The 26,505-nt window shown below is 41.5% G+C and carries 18 protein-coding genes, 1 tRNA gene and 2 pseudogenes; 18 read left to right on the top strand and 3 right to left on the bottom strand.

From position 1 onward, the window contains the following. The first annotated feature begins 138 nt into the window (after positions 1–138). From H9564_RS05340 to H9564_RS05315, 6 genes and pseudogenes are all read left to right on the top strand, one after another. Positions 139–1,563: an APC family permease gene (locus H9564_RS05340; protein ID WP_191684472.1), complete on the top strand. Its 1,425-nt coding sequence runs from the start codon at positions 139–141 to the stop codon at positions 1,561–1,563. Between the two features lie 188 nt (positions 1,564–1,751). Beyond that, positions 1,752–3,089 carry an aspartate aminotransferase family protein gene (locus tag H9564_RS05335; protein ID WP_404804686.1) on the top strand — a complete coding sequence of 446 codons (1,338 nt, stop codon included), beginning with the start codon at positions 1,752–1,754 and terminating at the stop codon, positions 3,087–3,089. 162 nt (positions 3,090–3,251) lie between these two features. Beyond that, positions 3,252–4,573, top strand: a pseudogene (locus H9564_RS05330) (MFS transporter). A 41-nt stretch (positions 4,574–4,614) separates the two neighbouring features. Continuing rightward, positions 4,615–4,687 (top strand) — tRNA-Thr (locus H9564_RS05325). Positions 4,688–5,146: 459 nt separating this feature from the next. Beyond that, positions 5,147–6,295, top strand: coding sequence for a trans-sulfuration enzyme family protein (locus H9564_RS05320; RefSeq protein WP_191684470.1), 1,149 nt, complete (start codon positions 5,147–5,149; stop codon positions 6,293–6,295). A 12-nt stretch (positions 6,296–6,307) separates the two neighbouring features. Next, positions 6,308–7,426, top strand: coding sequence for a trans-sulfuration enzyme family protein (locus H9564_RS05315; protein WP_191684469.1), 1,119 nt, complete (start codon positions 6,308–6,310; stop codon positions 7,424–7,426). Between the two features lie 68 nt (positions 7,427–7,494). Here H9564_RS05315 and H9564_RS09355 read toward each other — a convergent pair. After that, positions 7,495–8,811, bottom strand: a pseudogene (locus tag H9564_RS09355) (ClC family H(+)/Cl(-) exchange transporter). Positions 8,812–8,939: 128 nt separating this feature from the next. Here H9564_RS09355 and H9564_RS05305 point away from each other — a divergent pair. The 5 genes from H9564_RS05305 to H9564_RS05285 all read left to right on the top strand — a co-directional run bounded on the left by H9564_RS05305 (position 8,940) and on the right by H9564_RS05285 (position 15,589). Beyond that, positions 8,940–10,103 carry a cation:proton antiporter gene (locus H9564_RS05305; protein WP_191684468.1) on the top strand — a complete coding sequence of 388 codons (1,164 nt, stop codon included), beginning with the start codon at positions 8,940–8,942 and terminating at the stop codon, positions 10,101–10,103. A gap of 60 nt (positions 10,104–10,163) precedes the next feature. Continuing rightward, complete coding sequence (locus H9564_RS05300) at positions 10,164–11,708, top strand: gluconokinase (RefSeq protein WP_191684467.1); 1,545 nt, start codon at positions 10,164–10,166, stop codon at positions 11,706–11,708. A 42-nt stretch (positions 11,709–11,750) separates the two neighbouring features. Then, positions 11,751–14,063 (top strand): RNA polymerase recycling motor HelD, encoded by a 2,313-nt coding sequence (gene helD, locus H9564_RS05295; RefSeq protein WP_318241075.1) that lies wholly within the window; start codon positions 11,751–11,753, stop codon positions 14,061–14,063. A 95-nt stretch (positions 14,064–14,158) separates the two neighbouring features. Continuing rightward, positions 14,159–14,599, top strand: coding sequence for a nucleoside-diphosphate kinase (gene ndk, locus H9564_RS05290; protein WP_191684466.1), 441 nt, complete (start codon positions 14,159–14,161; stop codon positions 14,597–14,599). A gap of 213 nt (positions 14,600–14,812) precedes the next feature. After that, positions 14,813–15,589 (top strand): VOC family protein, encoded by a 777-nt coding sequence (locus H9564_RS05285; RefSeq protein WP_191684465.1) that lies wholly within the window; start codon positions 14,813–14,815, stop codon positions 15,587–15,589. A 61-nt stretch (positions 15,590–15,650) separates the two neighbouring features. On the opposite strand, the gene H9564_RS05280 is transcribed toward H9564_RS05285, so the two are convergent. Continuing rightward, on the bottom strand, positions 15,651–16,484 hold the full coding sequence (locus H9564_RS05280) for an AraC family transcriptional regulator (protein WP_191684464.1): 834 nt from the start codon (positions 16,482–16,484) through the stop codon (positions 15,651–15,653). Positions 16,485–16,774: 290 nt separating this feature from the next. On the opposite strand from H9564_RS05280, the gene H9564_RS05275 reads away from it, so the two are divergent. Then, positions 16,775–18,997 carry an alpha-galactosidase gene (locus tag H9564_RS05275; RefSeq protein ID WP_191684463.1) on the top strand — a complete coding sequence of 741 codons (2,223 nt, stop codon included), beginning with the start codon at positions 16,775–16,777 and terminating at the stop codon, positions 18,995–18,997. 212 nt (positions 18,998–19,209) lie between these two features. Then, the gene (locus H9564_RS05270; RefSeq protein ID WP_191684462.1) at positions 19,210–19,560 is read left to right on the top strand and encodes a type II toxin-antitoxin system HicB family antitoxin; all 351 of its coding nucleotides are present in this window, start codon (positions 19,210–19,212) and stop codon (positions 19,558–19,560) included. Positions 19,561–19,615: 55 nt separating this feature from the next. Here H9564_RS05270 and H9564_RS05265 read toward each other — a convergent pair whose 3' ends face one another. After that, complete coding sequence (locus H9564_RS05265) at positions 19,616–20,515, bottom strand: DNA-methyltransferase (RefSeq protein ID WP_404804685.1); 900 nt, start codon at positions 20,513–20,515, stop codon at positions 19,616–19,618. Positions 20,516–20,860: 345 nt separating this feature from the next. Here H9564_RS05265 and trpS point away from each other — a divergent pair, with 345 nt between their 5' ends. The 5 genes from trpS to H9564_RS05240 all read left to right on the top strand — a co-directional run bounded on the left by trpS (position 20,861) and on the right by H9564_RS05240 (position 26,120). Then, a complete protein-coding gene (trpS, locus tag H9564_RS05260; protein ID WP_191684460.1) occupies positions 20,861–21,886 on the top strand; it encodes a tryptophan--tRNA ligase in 1,026 nt (341 codons plus the stop codon). Between the two features lie 370 nt (positions 21,887–22,256). After that, positions 22,257–23,207: a Ppx/GppA phosphatase family protein gene (locus H9564_RS05255; RefSeq protein WP_191684459.1), complete on the top strand. Its 951-nt coding sequence runs from the start codon at positions 22,257–22,259 to the stop codon at positions 23,205–23,207. Continuing rightward, the gene (locus tag H9564_RS05250) at positions 23,200–24,468 is read left to right on the top strand and encodes a hydroxymethylglutaryl-CoA reductase, degradative (RefSeq protein ID WP_191684458.1); all 1,269 of its coding nucleotides are present in this window, start codon (positions 23,200–23,202) and stop codon (positions 24,466–24,468) included. The genes H9564_RS05255 and H9564_RS05250 overlap by 8 nt, the downstream gene beginning before the upstream one ends. Beyond that, complete coding sequence (locus tag H9564_RS05245; RefSeq protein WP_191684457.1) at positions 24,461–25,414, top strand: IpaB/EvcA family protein; 954 nt, start codon at positions 24,461–24,463, stop codon at positions 25,412–25,414. The genes H9564_RS05250 and H9564_RS05245 overlap by 8 nt, the downstream gene beginning before the upstream one ends. 4 nt (positions 25,415–25,418) lie before the next feature. Continuing rightward, positions 25,419–26,120, top strand: coding sequence for an NAD-dependent protein deacylase (locus H9564_RS05240; RefSeq protein ID WP_191684456.1), 702 nt, complete (start codon positions 25,419–25,421; stop codon positions 26,118–26,120). Positions 26,121–26,505: the final 385 nt, after the last annotated feature.

The raw sequence follows: 26,505 nt of genomic DNA, 5'->3' as shown, positions 1-26,505 counted from the left end.
TTTTTTCATAATTACTCAATTAAATAAAAATAGAACATTTATTTAAATTACAATTGACCAATGTGCAATCGGTTGTTAGAATAAGTTAATGTTTTCTTATTATTCTAATCTAAATTTAATAGAGAAGGAGGAATGGTTATGAGTTTTTGGAAAACAATTACCCGAAAAGAAGACCCGCGTGTCTATGCTAATAAAGACGGCCATTTGGTTCGTTCATTGAAGGTGCGAGACTTTTTAGCACTTGGGGTCGGTACAATTGTCTCCGCCTCTATTTTCACTCTTCCTGGTGAAGTAGCGGCAATGCACACCGGACCATCGGTTGCAATTTCATTTTTACTTGCGGCGGTGGTTGCCGGGTTAGTTGCATTTGCCTATGCGGAAATGTCTGCAGCGATGCCGTTTGCAGGTTCAGCATATTCGTGGATTAACGTTGTTTTTGGTGAATTCTTCGGTTGGATCTCTGGTTGGGCGCTTCTTGCAGAATATTTTATCGCGCTAGCCTTTGTTGGGTCTGGACTTTCGGCCAACTTCCGGGCACTGATTGCACCAATGGGGTTGAAGCTCCCGGCATCACTGTCAAACGCGTTTGGAACTGATGGCGGAATCGTCGACTTAGTTTCAGTTGTTGTGATCGCCTTGGTTGCTGCTCTGATTTCCCGTGGGGTTTCTCGGGCAGCACGGGTTGAAAATGTTTTGGTTGTCCTGAAGGTTTTCGCCGTTCTCCTGTTTATTGTAGTTGGTTTGACTGCTCTTCATGCTACCAATTATGTACCGTTTATTCCTAAATATCACGAAACGGCAAATGGTCCTTTCGGTGGTTGGCAAGGAATCTACGCTGGTGTTTCAATGATCTTCCTATCGTATATTGGTTTTGATTCAATCGCGGCTAACTCTGCGGAAGCAATTAACCCACAAAAGACGATGCCACGAGGAATCCTCGGTTCACTTGCGATTGCCGTAATCTTGTTTGTGGCAGTTAGTTTGGTCCTTGTTGGGATGCTCCCATACGGAAAGTACGCTAACAGTGCTGAACCAGTTGGGCTTGCGCTTCGTGCTGCTGGCCATGCTGGTGTTGCAACGGTGGTTCAGACTATTGCTGTTGTTGGTATGTTTACCGCATTAATTGGGATGAGCATGGCTGGTTCACGGTTGATCTACTCATTTGGTCGTGACGGGATGTTACCGAAGTGGCTTGGTAAGCTAGATGAAAGCAACCGACCAAACCGGGCATTGTGGACTTTGACCATTGGTGGAATTTTGATTGGGGCATTCTTCCCATTTGCTTTCCTTTCACAATTGATTTCAGCTGGGACTTTGATCGCATTCATGTTCGTATCAATCGGGATTTACCCACTGCGTCGTCGTGAAGGTAAGGACATCAATAACCCAGCATTCAAAGTGCCACTTTATCCTGTTCTTCCAGCTCTTGGTTTTCTTGCATCATTGCTGGTCTTCCTTGGACTGGATTATCAAGCAAAAATCTACGCCGGTGGTTGGTTCGTCCTTGGTTTAATCATCTATTTTGCCTATGGCATGAAGCATTCATACTTGAACAAAAAATAGAGTGCGAGCCAGCAGAGAACTTGCGGAAAGCTAGCGATTTCTCCTGACGGAGGCGTCTTGCGCCTAGGAAGGAGGTCGCTAGCTCTAGCAAGTTCCTGGCGAGCAGATCTCGACAATGCTGCCTGAGATCGCTGTCATCAGTATTTTAATCAAAAGCATAAGTAGGGGAGGGATTGCTAATGAGTTCAATGGAAAATAACCATCAAATCTTAGCGAAAGAAAATGAAGCATTTGCAACTGCAGCACGGGTTAAATATTACGATATCGTTATTGATAGTGGACGAGGCGCGATTTTAACCGATGTTGACGGTAACCAGTACATTGACTTATTAGCAAGTGCTAGTTCCACTAATACCGGTCATTGTCATCCGAAAGTTGTTAAAGCTATTCAAGAGCAGGCTCAAAAGATCATTCAATATACACCGGCATATTTTGCTAATAGTCAGGCAGCTCGTTTGGCACCACGCTTAGCAAAGTTAGCACCAATGTCAGGTCCAGTTGAAGTGGCATGGGGAAATTCTGGATCGGATGCAAATGATGCGATTATCAAGTTTGCACGAGCTTATACCGGACGCCAATATATTGTTTCCTTTACCGGGGCGTATCATGGATCCACGTATGGTTCAATGACACTTTCCAGTGTTTCGCTTAACATGGCACGGAAGATGGGGCCGTTGCTTCCAGGAGTTGTTAAGGTGCCGTTCCCTGATCCATGGGATAAACTTCCTGATGAAACCGACGAACAATTTGTTGATCGTTATTTCAAGATGTTTAAATTACCTTTTGAAACTTATCTTCCAGTTGATGAAGTTGCTGCAATCCTAATTGAACCGATTCAAGGTGATGGTGGGATTGTTAAAACACCACCGGAATTCATGAAGAAGATTTACCAATTCGCTAAGGATAACGGGATTCTTTTCGCAATTGATGAGGTTAATCAAGGAATGGGACGGACTGGTAAGTGGTGGTCAATCCAGCATTTCGGAATTGAACCAGATCTGATGTCAGTCGGGAAGTCTCTGGCTTCAGGGATGCCGCTTAGTGCCATTATTGGACGAAAAGAAATTATGGAATCTCTTGGTGCACCGGCCAATGTTTACACCACTGCGGGTAATCCAGTGACAACTGCTGCGGCTAATGCCACCCTAGATGTAATTCAAGAGGAACACCTCCTTGAACGATCAACAAAACTTGGTAAAAAAGCTCAGCAATTCTTTGAAGGCGAGCAAGCAAAGTACGATTTTATCGGTGATGTGCGAATGTACGGCCTGGACGGTGGAATTGATATTGTAGATCCGCAGACAGGTAAAGGTGATACTGAAGCAACAACGCGGATCATGTACCGTGTCTTTGAGCTTGGTGCCATTATTATTAGTCTGCGTGGGAATATTCTTCGTTTCCAACCACCGCTAGTAATTACTGAAGAAGAGCTGGATCAAGCTTTTGCAATGCTTGATCAGGCATTTGCTGAGGAAGCTGCTGGAAAGCTTTCCCTCCCAGAAAATGCTGAAGAACTAGGCTGGTAGAAACGAATAAATTCTTTATAACTAAAAATAATCCCTTATAATTATTTTGTTAGATAACTGACAAAAATTATAAGGGATTATTATTTTGGGGATGAGAAGAAAGTGAAAAAAGACGATCAAATTCCAGTAAAGGTAATTGCCGCAATTGTTGCAACGGGATTGATGTCCTTTTGTGAGGTAATCGTTGAAACCGCGATGAATGTAACGTTTCCGATCTTGATGTGGGAGTTTAATGTAACGACTAATATGGTGCAGTGGATGACGTCTATTTACCTGCTGGTTGTTGCCATTATTGTACCGTTATCGGCAGTTCTCAAGAGTTCGTACAGGACGAAAACTCTCTTTACGGTTGCTAATCTATTTTTCTTTAGCGGTCTATTAGTTGATGCCTTTGCGCTAAATTTTGTCCTGCTACTTTTTGGTCGAGCGGTTCAGGGGATCGGAACCGGAATTGCGTTACCCTTGATGTTTAATATCATTATGGAACAGGTCCCCCAGAGTAAGATTGGTTTCATGATGGGAATCGGAAACCTCATTACGGGAATTGCTCCAGCGATTGGACCGACTTTTGGTGGGAGCGTCGCTAGTAAATTGAATTGGCGGTGGTTTTTTTATATTCTGATTCCATTATTAATTATTTCGTTTCTTCTTGGTCGTTGGGGGATCCAACAAAATCTGCAATCAGGAAACAATGGCTTGATTTTCTCAGCCTTTTGATGATTATCTTTATGTTTACTGGGCTGGTTGACGGCTTTAGTAATGTTGGAAGTATGCCCCTAGTGAGTTGGAATGTCCTCGGTGCCTTTATCTTAGGAATAATTGGGCCGGTTAGCTTAACCTGGCGTTCTTTAACGATCACTACGCCAACGCTGGATCTTCGTTTGTTTACAAATTATCGTTTTACGGGACATGTTATTGGATTCTTCTTAACCCAGATTATGTCACTTGGCTTTGCATTTCTCTTGCCAAACTATATCCAGTTAGTTAATGGTAATACATCAATGGTTGCGGGTTTGGTGGTTCTTCCAGCGGGCTTTGCCGGAGCAATCTTTGCACCACTTGGCGGAAAGATTTTTGACCGATTTGGTGCTAGACGGCCAATCCTTTTTGGAATGACACTTTGTTTCCTTTCTCTTCTTAGTTTTGCTGTAATTAGTCGACAGATGAGTAATACGGCGATTGCACTTATCTATATTTTTTACATGGCCGGAATGGGGATGTGTATGGGATGCGTAATGACGAGTGCTCTTCAGAGTGTTGGTTCCACAAAAACGACTCAGGGGAATGCCATCTTAAATACCCTTCAACAATTCGCTGGTGCCATGGGAACGTCAATTTCCGCAATGATTGTTGCTAGCAGCCAGTCACAGTTAAAGGTTAGTCGTTCACTTTCAACAGCAATCGGAACGCAGCACGCATTTATTGTTCTGACAGTCCTTAGTTTAATTGTTTGGGTGAGTTATTACCGGAGCGTTAAAGACTAGCTTACTTGCAAGTGATTAACAATTTCGGTTATACTTTAATCGCCGTCTTAGCTCAGATAGGTAGAGCACATCCATGGTAAGGGTGACACGGCGGTTCAACTCCGCCAGACGGCTTTTTATTTGACACAATTTTCTCACAGAAAAAGCAGAATATTCTAAAAACGTGTTGCAACAAAAAGGTCACCATACAAATAAGAGGATCTAATATATTTTGAGTTGATTTTTACTTGACATTTGTATAATTAGGTCCTATATTATTAGAAAATTCTAATTATTTTATAATAATGTGTTGATGAGAAGAGTAAGGGTAACTAACTTCTAACAGTGACTACTAATAGTGAGAAGGTAGGTAGTTGGTTACCGTGAAGATGAGCTCGGAGCAATGATGAATGGTCAGAACGACTGGCTATGATTCCGGAAGGATCCGTTACCATCCCTGGTATTTAAGAATACTTTCTTAAGTACTGTTGAGGCTGATAGTAATATCAGTGAATTTGGGTGGTACCACGTTATTGACGTCCCTAGGTGAGATTTCTTGCCTAGGGCTTTTTTTAGTTAAGGGGGGAAATAACAATGACTGAATTTAATACCAAATTAGTCCATCAACCGGTGCAACATGATAATAATACCGGTGCCGTTACCGTTCCAATTTATAAGGCTACGACCTTTAAATATCCTGCGGTGGGTGCACAGGTCAAAGACGATTATTCACGTTCAGGCAACCCGACACGACGAGCGGTTGAAGAGCAATTAGCTACTTTAGAGGAGGGAAATTACGGCTTTTGTTTTTCATCGGGAATGGCAGCGATCCATGCCGCACTGGCAATCTTTAAAAAAGGTGATCACCTGATCGTTGGTGACCAGATTTATGGCGGGACATTTCGGCTACTTCATGAATTTTTTAAGCGGTGGGGGTTAACGATTACCGCTGTCGATACTCGGGACTTAAGTGCGATCGAAAAGGCAATTCAGCCAAATACCAAGGCAATCTATTTCGAACCAGTTACTAATCCGTTACTTCAGGTAAGTTCAATCAGTCGGGTTTCCCAGTTAGCGCATCAATATAATTTATTAACAATTGTTGATAATACCTTCTTAAGTCCTTATCTGTTGCGGCCACTTAATCTTGGCGCAGACATCGTCATTCATAGTGCAACAAAGTATCTTTCGGGGCATTCCGATATTTCCGCAGGAGCAGTGGTAGTTAGAGACCAATCTTTGGCAGAACGGGTTTACTTTATTCAAAATGCTCTGGGTGCAGTTCTTTCTCCTGAAGACAGCAATGAGCTAGCACGGGGAATCAAAACACTGGGAATACGTCTTGAACGTCAAATGGAGAATGTAAAAAGGATTATTCATTACCTTCAAGAATCAAATGCGGTTCAAAAAATTTACTATCCTGGGCTAGCCGATCTTCCGGGATACCAAGAATTACGAAAAGAGGCCCGGGGAGCTGGAGGAGTATTTTCATTTGAGCTTACTGAACAGGTTAACCCGAGTGAGTTCGTTAACCACCTTCAACTATTTAAGTTAGCAGTTAGTTTAGGTGCCGTAGAAAGTCTAGTGGAGCTTCCAAGTAAGATGAGTCATGCTGAGTTAACCCTTGAAGAACAACTTGCTGCTGGGATTAAGCCGGGATTAATTCGGATGTCTGTCGGAATTGAAGATTACCGTGACCAAATTATTGATATTCAACAGGCACTTGAAAAGGCCCATAATTAGGAGGAAATCTTTATGTGTAAACAATCAATTGAAACAATTACTGCCCAAGCAGGAAGTCACTTAGATGGAAATAAGGCGGTTGCTTTACCGTTGTATTTTTCCTCAAATTATCGTCATGAATCACTAGCGGAGGCGAAAAGTTTTGATCCTCATCAAGGCTACACTTATTCACGAGTTGCTACGCCTAACCGTTCTGTCCTTGAGCAAACAATGGCAAAACTTGAAGGTGGCACTGCTGGATTTGCTCTTAGTTCAGGGATGGCTGCTATTCAACTAGCTCTCAGTATTTTGAAGACAGGTGATCAATTAATTTCTTTGGATGACTTGTATGGTGGAGACTTTCGTTATTTTCGTTATCTTCATAAACATGTTGGGGTTGATTTTGAGCAGTGGGATGGTCAACGAATTAGTGATTTACTGCAGAAAATTACTCCACGAACAAAGATAATTTGGTTAGAAACGCCGTCTAATCCGACAATGAAAAAACTGAACATTACCAAAATTACGGCAGCGGTTCACCGTAAAAATGCGCAAATTTTGGTGATCGTTGATAACACTTTCTATACACCGGTTTATCAGCGACCACTAACTGAAGGGGCGGATGTGGTTGTTCACTCGGCAACTAAGTACCTTTCTGGACATAATGATCTTTTGGGCGGGATTCTGGTTTGTAAGGACCGGAAGTTGGCAAAAGAATATTTTGAGTACTATATTACGACTGGTGATACGCTTGATTCTTTTGATTCATGGTTGTTATTGCGAAGTCTGAAAACTCTAATAATCCGAGTTAAGCAGCACACGAAAAATGCCCAGGCAATTGTTAAATACTTAAAGGATGAACCCCGGATTGAAAAGGTCCTTTATCCGGGGCAAGGTGGCATGATTAGTTTCTATGTAAAGGATGAAGCGGATGTAACAAAACTCCTTGATAATGTAAAAATTATTACTTTTGCCGAGAGCCTTGGTGGAGTTGAAAGTCTAATTACAATCCCGTACTACCAGACACATGCCGATGTTGAAATTGAGCAACGGCAACGGTTAGGAATTACCCCAAAGTTGCTTCGGTTGTCGGTAGGACTTGAAGCAGCTGATGATTTAATAGAAGATTTAAAACAAGCATTGAATTCTTGATAAAAATAATGACCTTTAGAGTTCAGACTTTGCCAAGCTCTAAAGGCCTTTTACGTATTATATAAATTTTATTTCTTGAATATTTCCTTCCGCAATGAAGCATAGATTGGTTGACCACCAAGTAAATTGCTAATGATGTAAGCAATGAACGTTAAGATTGTCATTGGAAAGACTTGATCAACGGAGCCAACCATTTCGGTTAACAAGGTAATCGCGGTGAAGGCTGCTTCTTCAATTGCACCAAAATAAGCAGCCATTGAAATGACAACGATGTTAAGAAAACAACTTGGAGTGATGATTCCCTGGTGAATCAAGATGACAGCGGCGATTGCTCCTAACAGGGCACCAAGGACAAGAATCGGCATGAAAATCCCGCCTGGTACTGAAGCACCATAACTAATCATTGAAAAATAGAACCGAATAACTAAAAATAATACAAGGATGGGTAATAATTTTAATATATTTCCGGAAGTGTTAAGACTACCAATATAAGCAATGAACTTATGACTTCCGCCAAGGATTTTAGTGTTCCATAACCCAATTGGATAACACTGTGGTAGATATTCGGAAACTTTACTTTGCTGTACCACCAACGAAGGTTTAGGAGGGCATATTGGTAAACATAGGCTAAGATACCAAGAATGACACCTAGGACGATTAGCCAAAGATAATTTCCTTCTGGGAGGTTTTGGTGAAGTGGCAAGTATAAACAAGGACGAACGCCAAAAAAAGAGAATCGTAACAAGATCCGCTGAAATTGCCGAAGCTAGCGCAGTAATACATGTCTGAGGTTGAAAATTAAACGTAATTTCTTCCATTAAAAAGATGGTGCTAGCAAGTGGGGAGCTAAAGGCAGCCTAAAGTCCCGCGGCAACGCCACATTCTAGCAAGAACCGTTTTTCCTGGGAACTAATCTTAGAATGTTCGCCAAATAATTGCCCAACACAAGCACCCATTTGAATACATGGTCCTTCTCTTCCAATAAATAACCCAGGACAAATTGCCAGTAAGCCACCGACGAATTTTCGCCAAAGGACGCTTCCAGCATTCATGTGGTGCTCATTTAAAAGGACTGCTTCAATTTGCGGTACACCAGAACCAACTAGGTCAAGGAGACATGGCTTTAAGATTTTACTGAGGAGAAAAACGATTAATAAGGTGACTAAGATATAAGGGACTAGTGACCAGAGGTGGTTCGCCATTAGTGGGTAGATAAAGGCAAGGAAGGAAAATGTTTGATCGATAATCCACCGAAAGGCACTAACGATCAAACCAGTAATTAAGCCAACAAAAATCCCTCTTATAATCAAAGAAACGAAGCTTAATGACATAAGGCTATTTAAAATATCACGGGATCGTTTAATTGACTGTATTGTAGTATTCATAATAATGCTCCCCCTAAATATTAGCCTAATTATAACACTCAGCTCGACTGGAATTGAGATGTTGGGCTATGGTAAACTTGAAATTATGATAGAAACAGTTCGTAATTCCGTGTTAAGGAGGTAGTTAGATGGAGTTTATCGCAACGCTAGCTGGGTTGCTTTTGGCAACACAGCTAGTTGCCCACTTATGTCGACGGGTTGAAATCCCTGAGGTGATAGGACAAATCCTAGTAGGGATTGTTGCGGGGCCAGCGCTATTAAACTGGGTACACCTTAATTCAATGATGAATGAATTCCAAGAAATTGGGGTAATTATCCTGATGTTTATTGCTGGGCTGGAAAGTGATCTTTCACTATTAAAAAAGTATCTTAAACCAGCAGTAATTGTTGCAATTATTGGTGTTATTGTTCCGGTTATTGTAATGGCTCCTGCAAGTTATTTCTTTGGCTTTACACCACTTGAGTCAATGTTCATTGGGGTTATCTTTTCCGCAACTTCGGTTAGTATTTCGGTGGCGGTCCTTCGTGAGTTCAAACGATTAGATAGTCGTGAAGGAGCAACGATTTTGGGAGCGGCAGTTGCCGATGATATTATCGGGGTAATCCTTCTGAGTATTATGATTAGTGTGGTTAACCAAGCTGAAGGAAAAACCGGTGGACAGCCGCTTTGGATGATCCTCCTTTTACAGGTACTGTTCTTTGGAGGAACTTACCTTGTTGTTAAGTGGTTAGCACCATACTTGATGCATCTTAGTGAACGACTATTAACAGTAGCATCCCCATCAGTAATGGCGATGATTATTTGTTTAGGGATGGCAGCAATTGCTGACTATGTTGGCTTGAGCGGTGCTGTTGGTTCCTTCTTTGCCGGAATTGCAGTTGGAAGTACTCACCGAAAAGAAACGATCAACCGCAGCTTTATTCCAATTGGTTATGCAATGTTTATTCCACTATTCTTTGTTAGTGTTGGGTTAAACATGCGTGTTGATCGTTTGAGTGAATCAATAATCTTTGTAATTGTGATGACTATTTTAGCTTGCTTAACTAAGCTTGTTGGTTGTGGTGCTGGTGCCTATATTTCTGGGTTTGATTTCAATAGTTCGTATGTTGTTGGTAGCGGGATGATTGCCCGGGGTGAAATGGCACTGATTACTGCACAAATTGGTTACCAAGCCCACTTGTTGTCCCCAATGTATTACTCTGATGTAATCACAGTAATCATTGTGGCTACTGTATTAGCACCATTTATTTTGAAACATTCATTGGTTAAGGCAAGAGAAATTACCGCATAAAATCTTATATCATTTAAGGGCTGAAAAAACGGCTCTTTTTTAATTAGAGAGGGAAAATAGATGAAGTATTTATTAGGAGTTGACGTGGGCACGACCACGACTAAGGCAGTCTTGTATGATGAAAATGCCACAATTATCGGTCACTTTTCTAAGGGCTACCCGCTTTACCGTGATCCACAAGGGATGGCAGAACAGGATCCCGAGGAGATTTTAGCAGCGGTTGAAACGGTAATTCGAGAAGCGGTATCCCAGGCAGATTTAGAAAAAGGCCAACTACTAGGAGTATCTTTTTCGACTGCTAACCAAAGCCTCCTTCTATTGGATAAGTATTTTCATCCCTTAACCCGGATAATTACGTGGGCCGATACTCGTGCTTGTCATGTTGCTTCACAATTGAAGGGCTCTTCGGTGGGAAAGAGCATTTACCAAACAACGGGGACACCAATCCACCCGATGTCGCCACTGACTAAATTGATTTGGTTACAAAAAGAACACCCGGAACTTTTCCACAAAATGACTTATGTTGCGGATATTAAATCATATATTTTCTGGCGACTATTCAAAAAATTTAAAGTGGATATTTCTGTTGCAAGTTGTACGGGATTGATGGATATTCATTTCGGAAAGTGGGATAAGGAAGCTCTAAAGGTAGCTGGGATTAGTGAAGACCAGCTACCGGAGATTGTTGAACCGACTGCTCAGGAAACGACCATGGTAGAGGAAGAACGGCGGAAGATGGGAATTCCACCCGAGACACCATTTGTATATGGAGCCTTCGATGGAGCCTTGTCTAATATTGGTGTGGGGGCAACTACGGCTAACCAGGTTGCCATAACAATTGGGACTTCGGCGGCAGTGCGGGTAATGACTGATCACCCGGTGATTGATCCCAAAGAACGACTGTTTTGCTATGCAGTAGATCGGAAACACTGGCTCGTTGGTGGCCCGCTAAATAATGGTGGGGATATTTTTCAATGGGCAACTCATCAATTAGTCGATCAAGAAGTCTTAGAAAAAGAAAAGTTTGATCGATATACCTTAGCTAACCGCATAATTAAGGATACGCCAGCTGGAGCACATGGGCTCCTATTTCATCCATACCTTGGCGGCGAACGCGCTCCAATTTGGAATGCCAACGCCAGGGGGGATTTCTTTGGCCTAACTGTCTTACATACCCGAGCCGATATGTTACGAGCAGTTCTTGAAGGAATTAATTTGAATATTGCCCTTGTTTTTGAAACGGTAACGAGCCTAGTTGGTAAGCCAGCGATCGTGACAGCAACAGGTGGCTTTGCTCGTTCGGTGGTATGGCGGCAAATGTTAGCCGATGTTCTTGACTATCAGGTTAATGTTCCCGACGCGTTTGAATCAGGATGCCTAGGTGCAGTTAACTTATTGATGCAGAGCTTGGGGATGGTAAAGGGCTACCAGGGCGTGACTAATTACATTGGCCGGGAGAGTAAGTATCAACCGGCTCCAGAACAGGTGACGATTTATCGAAGGCTTTTACCAGTATTTCGTCAGGTTGAAGAGCTTCTTACCCCTGCTTATTCGAAAATTGCTAATCTCCAGGATGAAATCGGATCGCTTCATTTGCCAGATTAAAGAGTGCTACAATAGTAAGACTAGTTTAAGGAGGGGTTTGAAGTGAATGAAGACCAAGAGCGACAATTAGAACAGCAACGGGTTGATTTAGTGATGAAGCAGATTGATAAGCAGATCACTGAAACCAAGAAGGCCCTTGCTGACGCCCATCAGGAAACACGGGCAGTTGAAAAGAACTACAGCGAAAACGCCTCAATTAACCGGTATGAAATTGATGATATTGCCGAATCACGGGCCATGATTGAACAGCAGCGGCAGTTGGTTTCGCGGGCAGTTGAAAGTGAAACGATCCTCCGCCGGCAATTAAAGACGTTACAAAACCTTAAGCGAACCCCCTACTTTGGTCGGATTGATATTCAGGATCCGGGAAAAGATAAGCCAGAAACGTTGTATATTGGGACTGCGTCGTTAATGAACGATGATAAGACTGCGTTCTTGATATATGACTGGCGGGCACCGATCTCTGGTGTTTACTATAATGGAACTCTTGGTGAGGTCCGGTACGAAACGCCAAATGGTAATCGGGAAACCATCCTTGTTAAGAAACGGCAATTTACGATTAAGGATGGTCGAATTATTAACATGTTTGATACGAATGAAACGGTGGGGGATGAGCTTCTTCAGGCTGCCCTCGGTGAGCAAAATGATCAATACATGCATAATATTGTGGCCACAATTCAACAGGAACAAAACGATATTATCCGCGATACCCATAGTGATCTCCTGTTAGTCCAAGGGGTTGCCGGTTCCGGGAAGACTTCGGCAATATTACAGCGGATCGCTTATTTGTTGTACCATAGTCGGACCGCGTTAAATGCTGATCAGATTGTGTTATTTAGTCCTAACCGCCTGTTTAGCCACTATATTTCGCAAGTTCTTCCTAGCCTTGGTGAACGAAACATGCGTCAAGTAACAATGTCAGGTTTCGTTCGTCGGCGCTTTGAAGGCTTACAGGTAGAAAATATTTTCGAGCGGTATGAGAAACGTCAACGAGCATCAAAACAGGATCGACGAATTGCGGATTTCTTAGAAAGCAAAACAGCAATGTATGATGTCCACCGGTACGCAACCCACCTACTTGATGAACAGCTACAATTTAGCAATATTACATTTGAGGGACGGGTCTTCTTTACCGCTGAACATATACAATCACTGTACCGAAGCCAACCTAATGCCATGAAGGCTGCTAATCGCATGGTGCAGTTAAAGAATCAATTAATCCGGGAATTACAGCGTCGGGTGAAGGTGGAGGCAAAAAAAGATTGGGTTGCTAAGGAACTTGATAGCCTTGACACCCAACAACTTCATAACCTGTATGGTAAAAAGTCGGTTGACGATTTCAAAGATGAGAATGAACAATATGCTTACTTAGCCTATCGTTGGACTAAGCGGCGTCTCCGGATTGTTGCTGATGCCATCTATAATGACTACTTTATTGATATTTATAGTCAGTACGCTAGCTGGCTTCGTCAGTTGCCGCTTCCTGATGACATTCAACGAGTTGAATGGGATAAGATGATCGCTAATTATGATGATGAATTGGAATTACACCGTTTAGAAATGATGCATGCAGCTCCATTAATGTACTTACGTGACCTATTGATAGGGACGGGGCAAAACCATTCCTTTAAGTATGTCTTTATTGATGAGATGCAAGATTATTCTGTAGCAATGATGATGTATCTTCGCCATGCCTTTCCGGGAGCAAAGTTTACCGTTCTGGGCGATAGTGAACAAGCCCTATTTAAGCCACTTGAGTTACCCGAAAAGATGCTGGAGCGGTTAAGTAATACCCTGGCTGCCAAACACCCTAATTTAATCTCGTTACGGCGAAGCTATCGTTCAACAAAGGAGATTACCGACTTTGCTAAATCTCTGCTACCGGATGGGGACCAAATAATGTCATTTACCCGCCATGGGGAACGACCGGCGCTCTTGGTTCGTTATTCCGATGAGTCTGTTGATCAGGCTCTCCAAATGAGGGTCGGAAAGTATCATGAACAATACGAAACGGTAGCTGCCCTCACTAAGAATCAGGAACAGGCCCAAAAAGTTTATCGTCAGTTACGGCGACAATTTACCAAGGTCCACTTATTAGATATGAATGATACAGCGTTACCGGACGGAATTTTAGTTCTGCCGGTTTACTTAGCGAAGGGACTCGAATTTGATTCCGTAATTGCCTATGATGTATCCCAAACGAACCTTCAGGGAACCGATGAAGTGGGGATGATTTATACAATGGCTACTCGGGCAATGCATGCTCTCACGATGATTAGTAACGGAAAAGTAAGCCCGGCAATTAATGAAAAAGCTAGTCAGCAGCTCACAATTGAACATGAGTTAACCAGGTAAAATAGTAGTAAAATTCGTGAAAAAGCGCTTTCATTACGTATAAAGTTATGTTAGTCTGTATATGTTAGATTGATATGTGAGGAGATGTTTTCGCCATGGTTAAAGACGAATACACATTAGTTTTAGTAAAGCCCGATGGTGTTAAAACCCGTCATATCGGGGAAATTATTACCCGGATCGAACGCAAGGGCTACAAGATCGAAGCACTAAAGATGATTCAACCAACAGAAGAATTACTTCGCCAACACTATGCCGATAAGGTTGATAAGCCATTCTTCCCAGAATTGCTGGAATACATGACTGAAGGACCAATTGTTGGGATTGTTGTTTCAGGAACTAACGTTATTAAGGCAATCCACAACATGGCTGGTGCAACTAACCCTGTTGAAGCCGAATGGGGAACTATTCGTGGTGACTATGGTCGTGAATGGCCAGATGGTAACCTTCGTAATATTGTCCACACTTCTGATGAACCAGCATCCGCTACTAAGGAAATTAAGATTTGGTTCCCAGAATTTGAATTTGAACAAGGCTAATCCAAAAAAATAGCGAATTAATTAAAGATGAAAAATGATTCGAATGGAGTCATTCTTCATCTTTTTTATTTTTTAATTTATAAAGTAAAACTTATTGTTAGTGTCTTTCACTCAAATGGATTAGGATGAAATTAATTAGACTAGGAACCGAGTCAGATCCTCGGATCTTTCTAACTAAAATAAAGGAATTGAGTAAAGGAGCGGTGATTAGTGATGACAGAGACATTAAATTGGGATCATACTGTGGCTGATGTAACGGATTTGCCAGCTGCAATTGATTATTTCAACAGTAAGGGTTTAAGATTTATCGCTGGTGGAAAATACGAAGCGTGGGGAACTGAAGATGCCCGTGACTATTTTGGGTTAAACTATTTAGAATTGATTACTGTAGCTAACCCGGAAAGGGCACACTCGTTCACGTATGAGAATAATTCAAGTATTTTTACTGCGGTTGAAGATTATTTTAATGGCCTACAGAGATTTACCACGATTGCCATTTGGACAAATGATATTGCTGCTACTCTTCAGCGACTCCAAGAATTAGGATTAGAGGTTGGTGAAATCATCAATGGTGAACGGTTAACACCAACTGGTAACCTTATTCAGTGGCAAATGTTTTGCATTAATGGTGAGCTCGCCCATTACCTACCAGCACCATTCTTCATTCAATGGGGACGAGACGATGATTCACGACGCGAAAACCTCAAGAGTCAAGGAATTATTAAGTTCCACCCAGCCGGTGAATTATTTGTAAAGCGGGCCATTTTCTACGTTACTGATCCGCAAGAAGCAGCTAAGCAATGGTCAGCGATTTTACAAAGTGAAGTTACTCGTGAAGGAAAAGACTTTATTGTTACGCTGGGTGACAAGGAATTAAAGTTTGAACATGGTGATGAGAACCGCTTATTTAAGTTGATCTACCATGGTGCAAAGGAATCTCAACAATTAAGATTAGGTCAGATTCGGTTAGATCTAGAAAAAGAGAAATAGAATTTAAAATTAAGAAGCTGGAAATTAACTCTTTTGAGAAGGCTAATTTCCAGCTTTCTGATTAGTATGGTCGGTTTTGACGATACATTTTTGGACTAAAGCCACTATAGCGTTTGAAGGCCTTAGAAAAGGTAAATTCGTCCTTATAGCCGACACGGCGAGAAATGATCTGAATCGGATCATCAGTGTTCCTCAATTGCTGTTGTGCATCTGTCATCCGTAAGTGCGTTAAATACTTTTGTGGTGAAATATTCATCTGCGTTTTGAAAAGGGAGTAGAGGTAGCTTCGTGAGATGTTAAGGTGGTGGCAAAGCTCCTTGATGGTACAATTGCTATCTTGATAGTTTTCTTTTAAGTGGTAATTGGCAAGTTGAAGTGATTGCTGTGCTTTAGTAGTAGCGCGCGAACTCTTAGACGGATATTCTGTAACCAGGTGATAAAACATCTGATAGTTAAGTGCTTCGACAAGAATATCGTTAGCAAGGGAGCTTGGCTTTTGTAGAGTAGTGAATAATTGGTGAAGACTAGCGAAAAATTGACTATTTTGAACTTGCCGTAAGTATCGTTGTTTACCCAGTACAGAACCATTAAGCATTGTTTTAATCTTGGTCCCAGAAAGACCAATCCAAAAATATTTCCAGGGATTTTGACCATCGGCTTGGTAAAAACAGGGAACACCCTTTGGCAAGATGAAGAGATCACCCTTCTTGAGGGTGACCGCAGGATGATTAGCGGACGAAAAGGTGCCCTCACCATCCAAAATATAGTGAATGACGTAATTATCCCGGACGTTATTACCACGATAAAAATAATTAGGGGGACAGGCATACTGACCAATAAACAGGATATTATTTTCAAAACTTTTTCCGGTGAGACTCTTGTACTGATCGTCCATTAGAAAAGCTCCTTTACCTTTGAATATGGCTATTTGTTAATAGTAATTATCTAAATACTGGTTATTATATTACGATTAATAAAGATAACATGTCAATTTGTCCTTAATAATGTATGCCATTTTTTACGATAAAATCGCCATGGAATGGTTAAGTAAAATTCAATACAATATATTTAGAATATGTAAGCGGCTACAATAACGAAAAACACTAAGAAATTAACTAGTGATCCGGTTTAATTAAGACTATAATTGAAATGTAAATGCTTACAGAAATAAAGAGGTTATTAAAAATGGGCATCCATGTTAATGAAGAACATAAATTATTCCATCTTCAAACAAAGAAGACTAGCTATATTTTTAAAATCTTAGAAAACGGTAATGCTGGTCAGCTATATTATGGGCCACGGATTCCGGTAAAGGCTGACTATGCTAACCTAGCCAGTCGGGAAGAACACGATTGTACCAATACCCTAACGGTTGAACAAAGTGACTTCCAACTAGAATTGATTAAGCAGGAATATGCAGGTTTAGGTAAGGGTGATTATCGTTACCCAGCTTACCAAGTTACATATCCTAATGGCTCACGGACTTCTGAATTTGAATACACTGGCTATGAAATTAAGGATGGTAAGGAACGACTTGCTAATATGCCATCATCATTTGATGATCAGGGAGACGATTCACAAACTCTTACGGTAACCTTTAAGGATGAATTAGCTAACCTTATTCTCCAGCTCCATTACACCGTTTTTGAAAAAGAAGATGTAATTGTTCGGAGTGCGACCTTCATTAACCATGGTCAAGAATCCGTTATTCTTGATCGTGCTCTAAGTCTGCAATTAGACTTACCAGATCATGATTATGATATGCTTCAGTTCTCAGGAAGCTGGGCGCGTGAACGTCACTTAATCCGGACATCACTTCGTTCAGGAATTCAAAGTATCGGAAGTTTACGGGTTGCTTCAAGCCACCAACAAAATCCATTCTTTGCTTTAGCCCGTCCTCATACTGATAATAACCAAGGACCAGCTTTTGGGTTTAACTTTATTTACTCCGGTAATTTCCTTGACTCTGTAGAAGTGGATCAATTTGATACTACCCGTGTATTGGTAGGAATTAATCCAGATGACTTTAGCTGGAAGCTAACTAATGGTGAGAGTTTCCAGACTCCGGAAGCGGTAATGACTTACACAAGTGATGGCTTGAACCAAATGAGTCAACAATTAGGGGCATTTTACCAAGATCACCTCATTAACCAGAACTTTGCCCACCAGGATCGCCCAATTTTGATTAACAATTGGGAAGCGACCTTCATGGACTTTAATGAAGCTAAGTTGATGAAGATTGTTGATAAGGCTGATGAACTTGGAATTGAAATGTTTGTCCTTGATGATGGTTGGTTTGGTCACCGGGATGACGACAAATCAAGTCTAGGTGACTGGTTCGTTGACCAAAAGAAGTTTAGTAACGGAATCAGTGGCTTTGCAAACAAGGTTCACGAAAAGGGAATGAAGTTTGGCCTCTGGTTTGAACCAGAAATGATTTCAATTGATAGTAAACTTTATGAAAAGCACCCAGATTGGATGATTGCTACGCCAGGACGTCACGGGACACCGGCACGAAACCAATATGTTCTTGATATGACGCGCCAAGAAGTCGTTGACTACCTATACGACCATATTAGTGCAATTATTAAGCAGACAAAGCTTGACTACATTAAGTGGGATATGAACCGGAATATTACCGAAATGTATGGCGCTAAGTTGGCTGCAGATCAACAACTTGAGTTCCCACACCGTTACATCCTAGGAGTTTACCAACTGTATGCTCGTCTAACCGAAGCATTTCCAAAGGTCCTCTTTGAATCATGTGCTTCAGGTGGTGGCCGGTTTGACCTTGGAATGATGTATTACGCTCCACAAGCTTGGTGCAGTGATGATACTGATGCTATTGAACGTATCAAGATTCAAGACGGAACTTCTTATGGATACACCCAAAATATGTGGGGTGCTCATGTTTCAGCAGTACCAAATGATCAAGTTGGTCGTCTAACTTCACTAGATACCCGTGCAGCAGTTGCCTACTTTGGTGACTTTGGATATGAATTAGACATTACTAAGATGTCGGCTGATGAATTAGCCACGATTAAGAAGCAAGTAGCCTTCTACAAACAATATCGGCACCTCTTCCAGTTTGGTAAGTTCTACCGTCTCGATAACCCAGATACCAATAACGATAATGTTTATGACTGGGAAGTCGTTAATAAAGACAAGAGTGAAGCCATCTTAGCTCGCTTCCAAATTCTTAACGGTGCTAACCCAGCTTATATTCGGGTTTACTTTGAAAGACTCGATCCAGAAGCAACTTACACCGTTAATGACGGTAAGGAACGTTTCTCCGGTGCTGAATTAATGAACGCTGGTTACTTTGTTTCCCGGATTATGGATCGGACTAAGCCGGAGAAGGATCCTTCTGATTTCAGCAGTCGGCTATTTATCGCAAAGAAAGCATAATAACTAATAAATATTCAGTGAATTGAAAAACACGTTGCAGTGGTTGCAGCGTGTTTTTTAATTGTCCTTTTTTGCAACTATAATATAGTTGCAAAACTAGTGTGAATAAAATATCCTTAGAGTAAGATCATTTAAGGAATAGCTTAATGAGCAAAAAAGAGAAGTTATCAAGTAAAAGATATTGTTAATCATCTTAAGAGGGAGGGACTGCTATGACTAATAAGCTATTAAAATATAAGGGGTATCAAGGAACAGTTGAATATTCGTTAGAGGACAAGGTACTTTATGGTAAAGTTATTGGCATTAGGAGTCTGATTTCATATGAAGGAAAGACAATTGATGAATTAGAAACAGACTTTCGCGAATCGCTTGATGATTATCTTGAGATGTGTGAGAAACATGGCAAAAGACCAGAAGTTAGTTATAGTGGAACCTTTAATGTAAGGATTCCTTCAAAGTTGCATGAAAAGGTTGCAATTTATTCGGCAGCTAATCACCAGTCTTTAAATGCTAGTGTAGAAGAAGCACTTAAAGATTTTATCGATAAAAAAGATGAACAGTAAAGAAAGGCTACAGACATATTTGGATTGTAATGTCCGTAGCCTTTCTTCAACTTAATTAATCTTTCTCTTTCAAATACTTCTTTTGGAGTGCCAGACTGTTTCGTGGCCAGAAAACTCCATCGGCGTAACCTTGAATATGGGAATCATCACTAGCTTTATCAAGACGATATTGTCCCCAAGCACAATAAAGGAGACTTTGTTCAATCCCGATAAAGTGACGGTCAAGCTTTTTAGCAGTGACTAAGCTGGATCCTGCGCCGGCAAATGGATCGAGAATTAAATCTTCAGGGTTAGAACTGGCAAGGATTACCTTTGCCATTAGCTTTTCTGGCTTTTGGGTAGGGTGGTTAGTGTTCTCGGGCATTGACCAATACGGAATTGAAATATCATCCCATAAGTTGCTGGGCATGGTATCACGAAATTTACCAGCCTTAGTCACTTGCCAGTCCTTAGCATGGCCATCTTCTTTGTAGGGGGCAATTACCGGACGACGTTGTTTAACCTGGTCAACATTGAAGGCATAGTTATGAGGATCAACAGTTAGGAACCAAATATCTTCGGAACTATTTTTCCAGTTAGTGAGGGCGCCCCGTCCCTTTTCACGTTGCCAAGTAATACGGTTCTTGATCGTAAAGTATTTCTCAAGGACTGGAGCAAGTACGATACTGGTTTCCCAATCCGCAAAAACATAAATGCTAGCGGTAGTCTTTAAGAGTGGCTTCAATTTCTTAATCCACTTTTCGGTATATTTTTGGTATTCGGCAGGCTTCATTTGTTTGAATGTCATCCCATCATACTTCTTATTAAGGTTGTACGGTGGATCGACAAGGGCAAGATCGATTGAATTAGCAGGTAAGTGGTCCATGATTTGAAAGGAATCCCCGTTAATTACCTTATCAGTAGCTTGGGCAAGAGAGAGATTCTTTTCTTTTTTGAACTGAATAATCTTTGCTATTAAGTCTGCTGGTGCATCAGCTAAACTAAAGTCAATCGTTTTGTTGCGCTTGGATTTCACAATGTTGCCTCCCGTATCAATGCTAAATCATACTTCCATTATACAAGATTCGCTGCCCTAATCTTGATTTTTCATCAGAGAATGGCTTAAAATAATTGGTAAATAAGTAGTGCGAGTGAAGCGAGGGATGGTTGGTGAAAAGATCCCCAAAGCACGAATTGGTTACAATTAAAAATAATCTTTGAGTGGCAGCAATGCGCTGCAATTTAGGTGGTACCGCGCAAATGATGCGTCCTATTAGTTTAAATGACTAGTAGGACGCTTTTGATTTAAGGAGGAAACATTATGGCTGAAGAAAAGAAACACACGATCTTAACTGGTGACCGACCAACCGGGAAATTACATATTGGTCACTATGTTGGTTCATTGAAAAACCGGGTTCGTTTACAAAATACTGGTGATTACGATACCTTTATCATGATCGCAGACCAACAAGCGTTAACTGATAATGCCCGCGATCCAGAAAAGATCCGGAAGAGTTTACACCAGGTAGCTCTTGATTACTTAGCAGTTGGAATTGATCCTAAGAAGTCAACAATCTTTGTTCAATCACAAATTCCGGCCTTAAGCGAATTAACAATGCACTACCTTAACCTAGTAACTATTTCACGGTTACACCGGAACCCAACCGTAAAGACTGAAATTAAACAAAAGAAGTTTGGGGAAAGTGTTCCGGCCGGCTTCTTTATCTACCCAGTTAGCCAAGCAGCTGATATCACTGCCTTTAAGGCTGATACTGTACCAGTTGGTGATGACCAAGAACCAATGCTGGAACAAACTCGGGAAATTGTTCGCTCATTTAACCGGATTTACAATGAAGATATTTTGGTTGAACCACAAGGAGTCTTCCCACCAAAGGGTGAAGGGCGAATTCCTGGACTTGATGGTAATGCTAAGATGAGTAAGTCCTTAGGAAACTGCATTTACCTTTCTGATAATGCTGATACTGTTCAAAAGAAGGTAATGTCAATGTACACTGACCCAACCCACATTAAGGTTAGTGATCCGGGCCATGTTGAAGGTAATACGGTCTTCACTTACCTTGATATCTTTGATCCTGATAAGGAAAAGGTTGCTGAATTAAAGGAACAATACCAAGCTGGTGGCCTTGGTGATGTTAAGATCAAACGTTACTTAAATGAAGTTCTTGAAGCTAAATTAGAACCAATCCGTAAGCGTCGTGAAGAATACGCCAAGAACATCGATTACGTTGATCAAATCCTTCAAGAAGGTTCCGCTCGCGCCAATCAAGTTGCCAACCAAACTCTCAAACAAGTCCGCGATGCAATTGGGATTAATTACTTTGATTAGAGTGCGAAGCCGCAAAAACCTTCCGGTGGCTAACGATTTCTCCACCGAACGACGTTTCGTCGTCGGAGGTGGAGGTCGTTAGCTCGAGGAAGGATCGGCTGAGCACATTTCTACTCAGTTGCCTAGAACCGCTAGCTCTAGCAAGCCCCTGGTGAGCAGATCTCGACTCAGTTACCTACGAACGAAAACTCTAACTTAACAAAAATGACCTCTTGTTTTGAATAAACGGGAGGTCATTTTTGTTAAATCGTAAAATTCCGCATTCTTCCAATTGTTAACAGCTCCCACTTGGTTGAAGAACATGGTATCATTAAAGGGATATTGAATTTCGCTTTTTTTCTAAACAAAATACAAATTATCGGAGGTGAAAATGGTGGAAGAAAACCTCGCGATTGTTGATCTCGGCTCTAATTCGACAAGAATGGCAATTACTAAAATTTCTCCTGATGGTCGTTTCCGTGAAATTAAACGGGTAAAGGAGAATACCCGTCTTTCTGAAGGGATGGGCCGAGAGAAAATGCTTCAGAAAAATGCAATGGATCGAACGATTGCTGCACTAAAAAAGTTCAAAAAGATTTATTCTACAATCCCTAATATTAAGGTGCGGGCAATTTCAACTGCGGCAGTTCGCCAAGCCAAAAATCGCCAAGAATTTTTGAACCGGGTTGAAAATGAAGTTGGTATTCATCTGCAGATCCTTTCCGGGAAGAAAGAGGCATATTACGATTATTTGGGTGTCATTCGGACACTTAAGCTCAACCACTGTTTAATTTTAGATGTTGGCGGTGCGAGTTGTGAATTGATCTTGGTTCAGCAACGACGGGCGCGGGACTTGATTTCGCTTCCTGTGGGTGCTGTTAACCTCTCTGAGCAATTTCATTTAGGGGGATATGTTCGTTCCGCTGATCTTTTCCGGGCACAGGTTTCAATGAATAACCGTCTGACAAAGATCCCATGGCTTCGTTACGCAACAAGAGTTCCAATCGTTCTCTTGGGTGGAGCTAACCGGACATTGGCACGAATGACACGGGCGTACCACCATCGTGGTCGACGACATATTTCTGGATCAATTCATGGATACCAATTATCTTCACGGGTTGTTTTTGCAACTTATCGAGAATTATTAAATAGAAATCTCGCCCAGCGACGACGGATGCCAGGTTTGGAACCAGAACGGGCCGACATTATCATTGGAGGAATGTTACCGCTAGTATCACTTCTTCAACGGAATAGTGATGGTCGAGTGATCTTTTCTGAAAGTGGTGTCCGTGAAGGAATTATTACGGAGTACGTTAACCAAAGGAAGAAAAATCATGAGTAAGACACAATGGTCACACGGCTTTTACAAGCTAACTCCAGAACAACGGCGACAAATTTTAGCCGATCAATACCACTTTTCTTCAGCCGAACAGTCATTGTTAGTTGAGCATGCAAGTGAGTTAGGTAATGATCTAGTTGAAAACTACATTACTGATTATTCCTTACCTGAGGGTGTTGTTACTGGTTTAGTGGTTAACAGTAACAGCTATACTTTACCCTTAGTTGTTGAAGAGCCGTCAGTAATTGCAGCAGCAAATAATGGTGCTCGGCGGATTGCAAAGTCGGGGGGGTTTCATACTGAAACTTCTTCCCGTGCATTAGTTGGCCAAGTGGTAATTGATCAAGTTAATGATCCGGTAAAGAAAATTGCTTGGTTGAAGAATCATGAAACAACTTTTCTTGAGATTGCCAACGCCGCTCATCCATCAATGCAAAAGCGCGGTGGCGGTGCTAAGAAGGTCCGCATTCGGCAAGTAGGACGTTTTATAAGTGTCGACCTGTTAATTGATGTTTGTCAGGCAATGGGAGCCAATACGGTTAATACGATGGCAGAAGCAGTTGCCCATTATTTAAGCGAAAACGGGAATAATGTAGTTACTGCGATTCTCAGTAACTATGCCACAGATAGTTTACAGACAGTTACTTGTCAGGTTGCCTACCCAGATCTTGCTACTAAGCAAATGGGTGGTACTGAAGTTGCTAAACGAATTGCCGATCTAAGTGAATTAGCTCAGGTGGATCCATACCGTGCCGCAACTCACAATAAGGGAATTATGAATGGGATTGACGCTGCTCTGATTGCCAGTGGTAATGATTGGCGGGCAATCGAGAGTGGAGCTCATGCTTATGCAAGCCACGATGGCCAGTACCGTAGCCTGAGTACCTGGAAAGTTGTTGATGATCATCTTGAAGGAAGGATGACCCTTCCGATGCCGGTTGGTGTAGTCGGTGGTTCAATTGGCTTGAATTCGCTAACTAAACTGAATTACCATTTAACTGGAATCAAGACTGCTCAGGAATTAGCTGCCGTAATTACTAGTTTGGGGTTAGCACAAAATCTTGCAGCAATTCGTGCCCTAGCAACTACCGGGATTCAAGCAGGACACATGAAACTTCAGTATCGTTCTCTTGCAATTAGCGTCGGTGCTAAGCAAACAGAAGTTGAACAACTAGTAACAAAACTTAGTCAGCAGTCACATGTTGATCAAGAAGTTGCCAAGCAGCTTTTGGCAACCATACGAAAGGAGTCTTCCAATGAGTGAAGAGCAAGAAATTAAATTAAATGAGGCGAACAAGGCCCTCCTCGATCAGGTAAATGAATTATATCCAGAAGGTTCGGTTTTCGTTCAATTTAAGGGTGAAAAATCCGGTTACGTTCGTCACGATCAAGCAACCCAACAAACAATTCCTGGAGCATTAATAATCTTGGTAACCGACTTAACTGAGCCAAATTACACCGCTTCTCACGAACTTCTTCATTTGCTAATGCTTCTTCGGGGCTTCCCACAAATCTTCTTCCAACTTTCTCTTGGAGATCGAGAATTAGATGAACAGATGATGATTATGTCGACTGATCTCTATAATGTTGCGATGCACCGGGTAGTAGTTGCTGAACAGCGGAAGCACGGTTTCATTAACGACCAGGTTGAAGAAGAATACCTAAAGGGGATCAAACACACCTTAACTCCCGAAAGTGAGGATGACGATGAACGAGCATTACGGTTACTAACCCTGTTAGATGCTCTTGTTTTCTTTGGGGATCACCTTGCTAAGTATGAGGAAACGTTAGAAACTAATTATCCGCAAGCTTTGGCAGCTGCCAAAAAGATCTATGCTGAAATTACCAAGAAGCAGATCAAGAATGCCTTTGATATGTGGCGGTTAATTGTCAAGATCTACTCCTTGTATGATCAGCAAATGGAAGAGTGGGGATTGCCTGCATTAAACAATAATAAGTTTACAACCCTTTCCCCAGTGCTAAGTGAACGGCAACTACGTCTTGAAGTTCGTCAAGTCTTTGAAATTTTTAATTCTGGGATGAAGGATCGTAAGACAGGAAAACCAGCTTATGTTGGCCTTCGGCGGAATATTGACCAAAACTCCTTCACGACTGCCAAACATTCACCTGAAGAATTTAAGAAGATTTATGATCAACCAGTAAAGGAATTCTTAGAACAAAACCATATTCCATATATCATAAGGAAGTAATTTGATGGAACAAAAAGTACAACAATTATTTGATGATGCACAACGAATTGTTTTCTTAACGGGTGCTGGTGTATCAACCGCTTCTGGGATCCCCGATTTTCGGTCCGCAAATGGTTTATACACAAAAGACCGAAATGCGGAGTATTACTTAAGTCACCGTTACTTTGAAAGTGACCCAGAAGGATTTTATAAATTTTGCAAGGAAAATTTATACTTTCCGGATGCTAAGCCAAATGTTATTCACCAAAAGCAAGCGGCATTGACCCAGCAGGATCGGGCCACAGTAATAACCCAAAACATCGATAACCTTTATGAAGAAGCTGGTACAAAACACCTGATTGATTTTCATGGGAACCTCTTCAATGTGTACTGTGAGAAGTGTCACGAGACGGTACCAGTGGAGGGGTATTTGAAGAGTCGTCTTCACCAAAAAGATGGTGGTGCTTTGCGGCCTGATATTGTCCTTTATGATGAAGGAATAAGGCAAGAGGACATTATTAACTCTGTTCGGGCAATGCAAGCAGCCGATCTGGTAGTAATTGTTGGTACTTCAATGAAGGTCTACCCGTTTGCAGGACTATTGGAATACCGAAATCCTGCCGCAAAAGTCTTGGCGGTAAACCAAGAAGCCCTTCAGTTACCGTGTGAGTTCGAAATGATCCAAACGGACGCGACAAAGTTCTTTGACGAACTAAAAGTTAAATAAAAAAGAAGCTGCCGGACGCAAATCAATAGGACTAAACGCAACCAAGCAGCTTCTTTTTTAATTAGAATAAATAATTAATCGAAATGGATCACTTTGCCAGCGACCTTAAATGGCACCCCTAGATGACGTTTTTCGTTACCACGCTTCTTTAGTGAAAATACATCCCGAATAGTCTTTGTAGTTAATGACATTTTGATCGCTCCTTTCATATTTGGACACTTATTGTTTCCATATTCAAGATATCATGGATAATTCCAGAATGGAACAACTCTAAGAGACCGTTTCATCTTGAGAAATGGCAGTTTTTGTATATTTTGCGCTGAAATAAGGGAAATGTGCATAAAAGTTATCAAATCAGCACTAAAGGTAAAGAATAAATGAGTAT

Origin of the sequence: Limosilactobacillus avistercoris, from assembly GCF_014836425.1 — a bacterium.
Lineage (GTDB): Bacteria > Bacillota > Bacilli > Lactobacillales > Lactobacillaceae > Limosilactobacillus > Limosilactobacillus agrestimuris.
This window is presented reverse-complemented; position numbering and strand designations above follow the sequence as displayed.

What these genes read in the sequence shown, in the direction of transcription:
- H9564_RS05280 (WP_191684464.1), bottom strand. Translation starts at nt 16,484, where the DNA reads ATGGACGATCAGTACAAGAGTCTCACCGGAAAAAGTTTTGAAAATAAT.
- H9564_RS05275 (WP_191684463.1), top strand. Translation starts at nt 16,775, where the DNA reads ATGGGCATCCATGTTAATGAAGAACATAAATTATTCCATCTTCAAACA.
- H9564_RS05255 (WP_191684459.1), top strand. Translation starts at nt 22,257, where the DNA reads ATGGTGGAAGAAAACCTCGCGATTGTTGATCTCGGCTCTAATTCGACA.
- H9564_RS05315 (WP_191684469.1), top strand. Translation starts at nt 6,308, where the DNA reads ATGTGTAAACAATCAATTGAAACAATTACTGCCCAAGCAGGAAGTCAC.
- H9564_RS05335 (WP_404804686.1), top strand. Translation starts at nt 1,752, where the DNA reads ATGGAAAATAACCATCAAATCTTAGCGAAAGAAAATGAAGCATTTGCA.
- trpS (WP_191684460.1), top strand. Translation starts at nt 20,861, where the DNA reads ATGGCTGAAGAAAAGAAACACACGATCTTAACTGGTGACCGACCAACC.
- H9564_RS05340 (WP_191684472.1), top strand. Translation starts at nt 139, where the DNA reads ATGAGTTTTTGGAAAACAATTACCCGAAAAGAAGACCCGCGTGTCTAT.
- H9564_RS05240 (WP_191684456.1), top strand. Translation starts at nt 25,419, where the DNA reads ATGGAACAAAAAGTACAACAATTATTTGATGATGCACAACGAATTGTT.
- H9564_RS05320 (WP_191684470.1), top strand. Translation starts at nt 5,147, where the DNA reads ATGACTGAATTTAATACCAAATTAGTCCATCAACCGGTGCAACATGAT.
- H9564_RS05305 (WP_191684468.1), top strand. Translation starts at nt 8,940, where the DNA reads ATGGAGTTTATCGCAACGCTAGCTGGGTTGCTTTTGGCAACACAGCTA.
- H9564_RS05300 (WP_191684467.1), top strand. Translation starts at nt 10,164, where the DNA reads ATGAAGTATTTATTAGGAGTTGACGTGGGCACGACCACGACTAAGGCA.
- H9564_RS05270 (WP_191684462.1), top strand. Translation starts at nt 19,210, where the DNA reads ATGACTAATAAGCTATTAAAATATAAGGGGTATCAAGGAACAGTTGAA.
- H9564_RS05245 (WP_191684457.1), top strand. Translation starts at nt 24,461, where the DNA reads ATGAGTGAAGAGCAAGAAATTAAATTAAATGAGGCGAACAAGGCCCTC.
- ndk (WP_191684466.1), top strand. Translation starts at nt 14,159, where the DNA reads ATGGTTAAAGACGAATACACATTAGTTTTAGTAAAGCCCGATGGTGTT.
- H9564_RS05250 (WP_191684458.1), top strand. Translation starts at nt 23,200, where the DNA reads ATGAGTAAGACACAATGGTCACACGGCTTTTACAAGCTAACTCCAGAA.
- H9564_RS05285 (WP_191684465.1), top strand. Translation starts at nt 14,813, where the DNA reads ATGACAGAGACATTAAATTGGGATCATACTGTGGCTGATGTAACGGAT.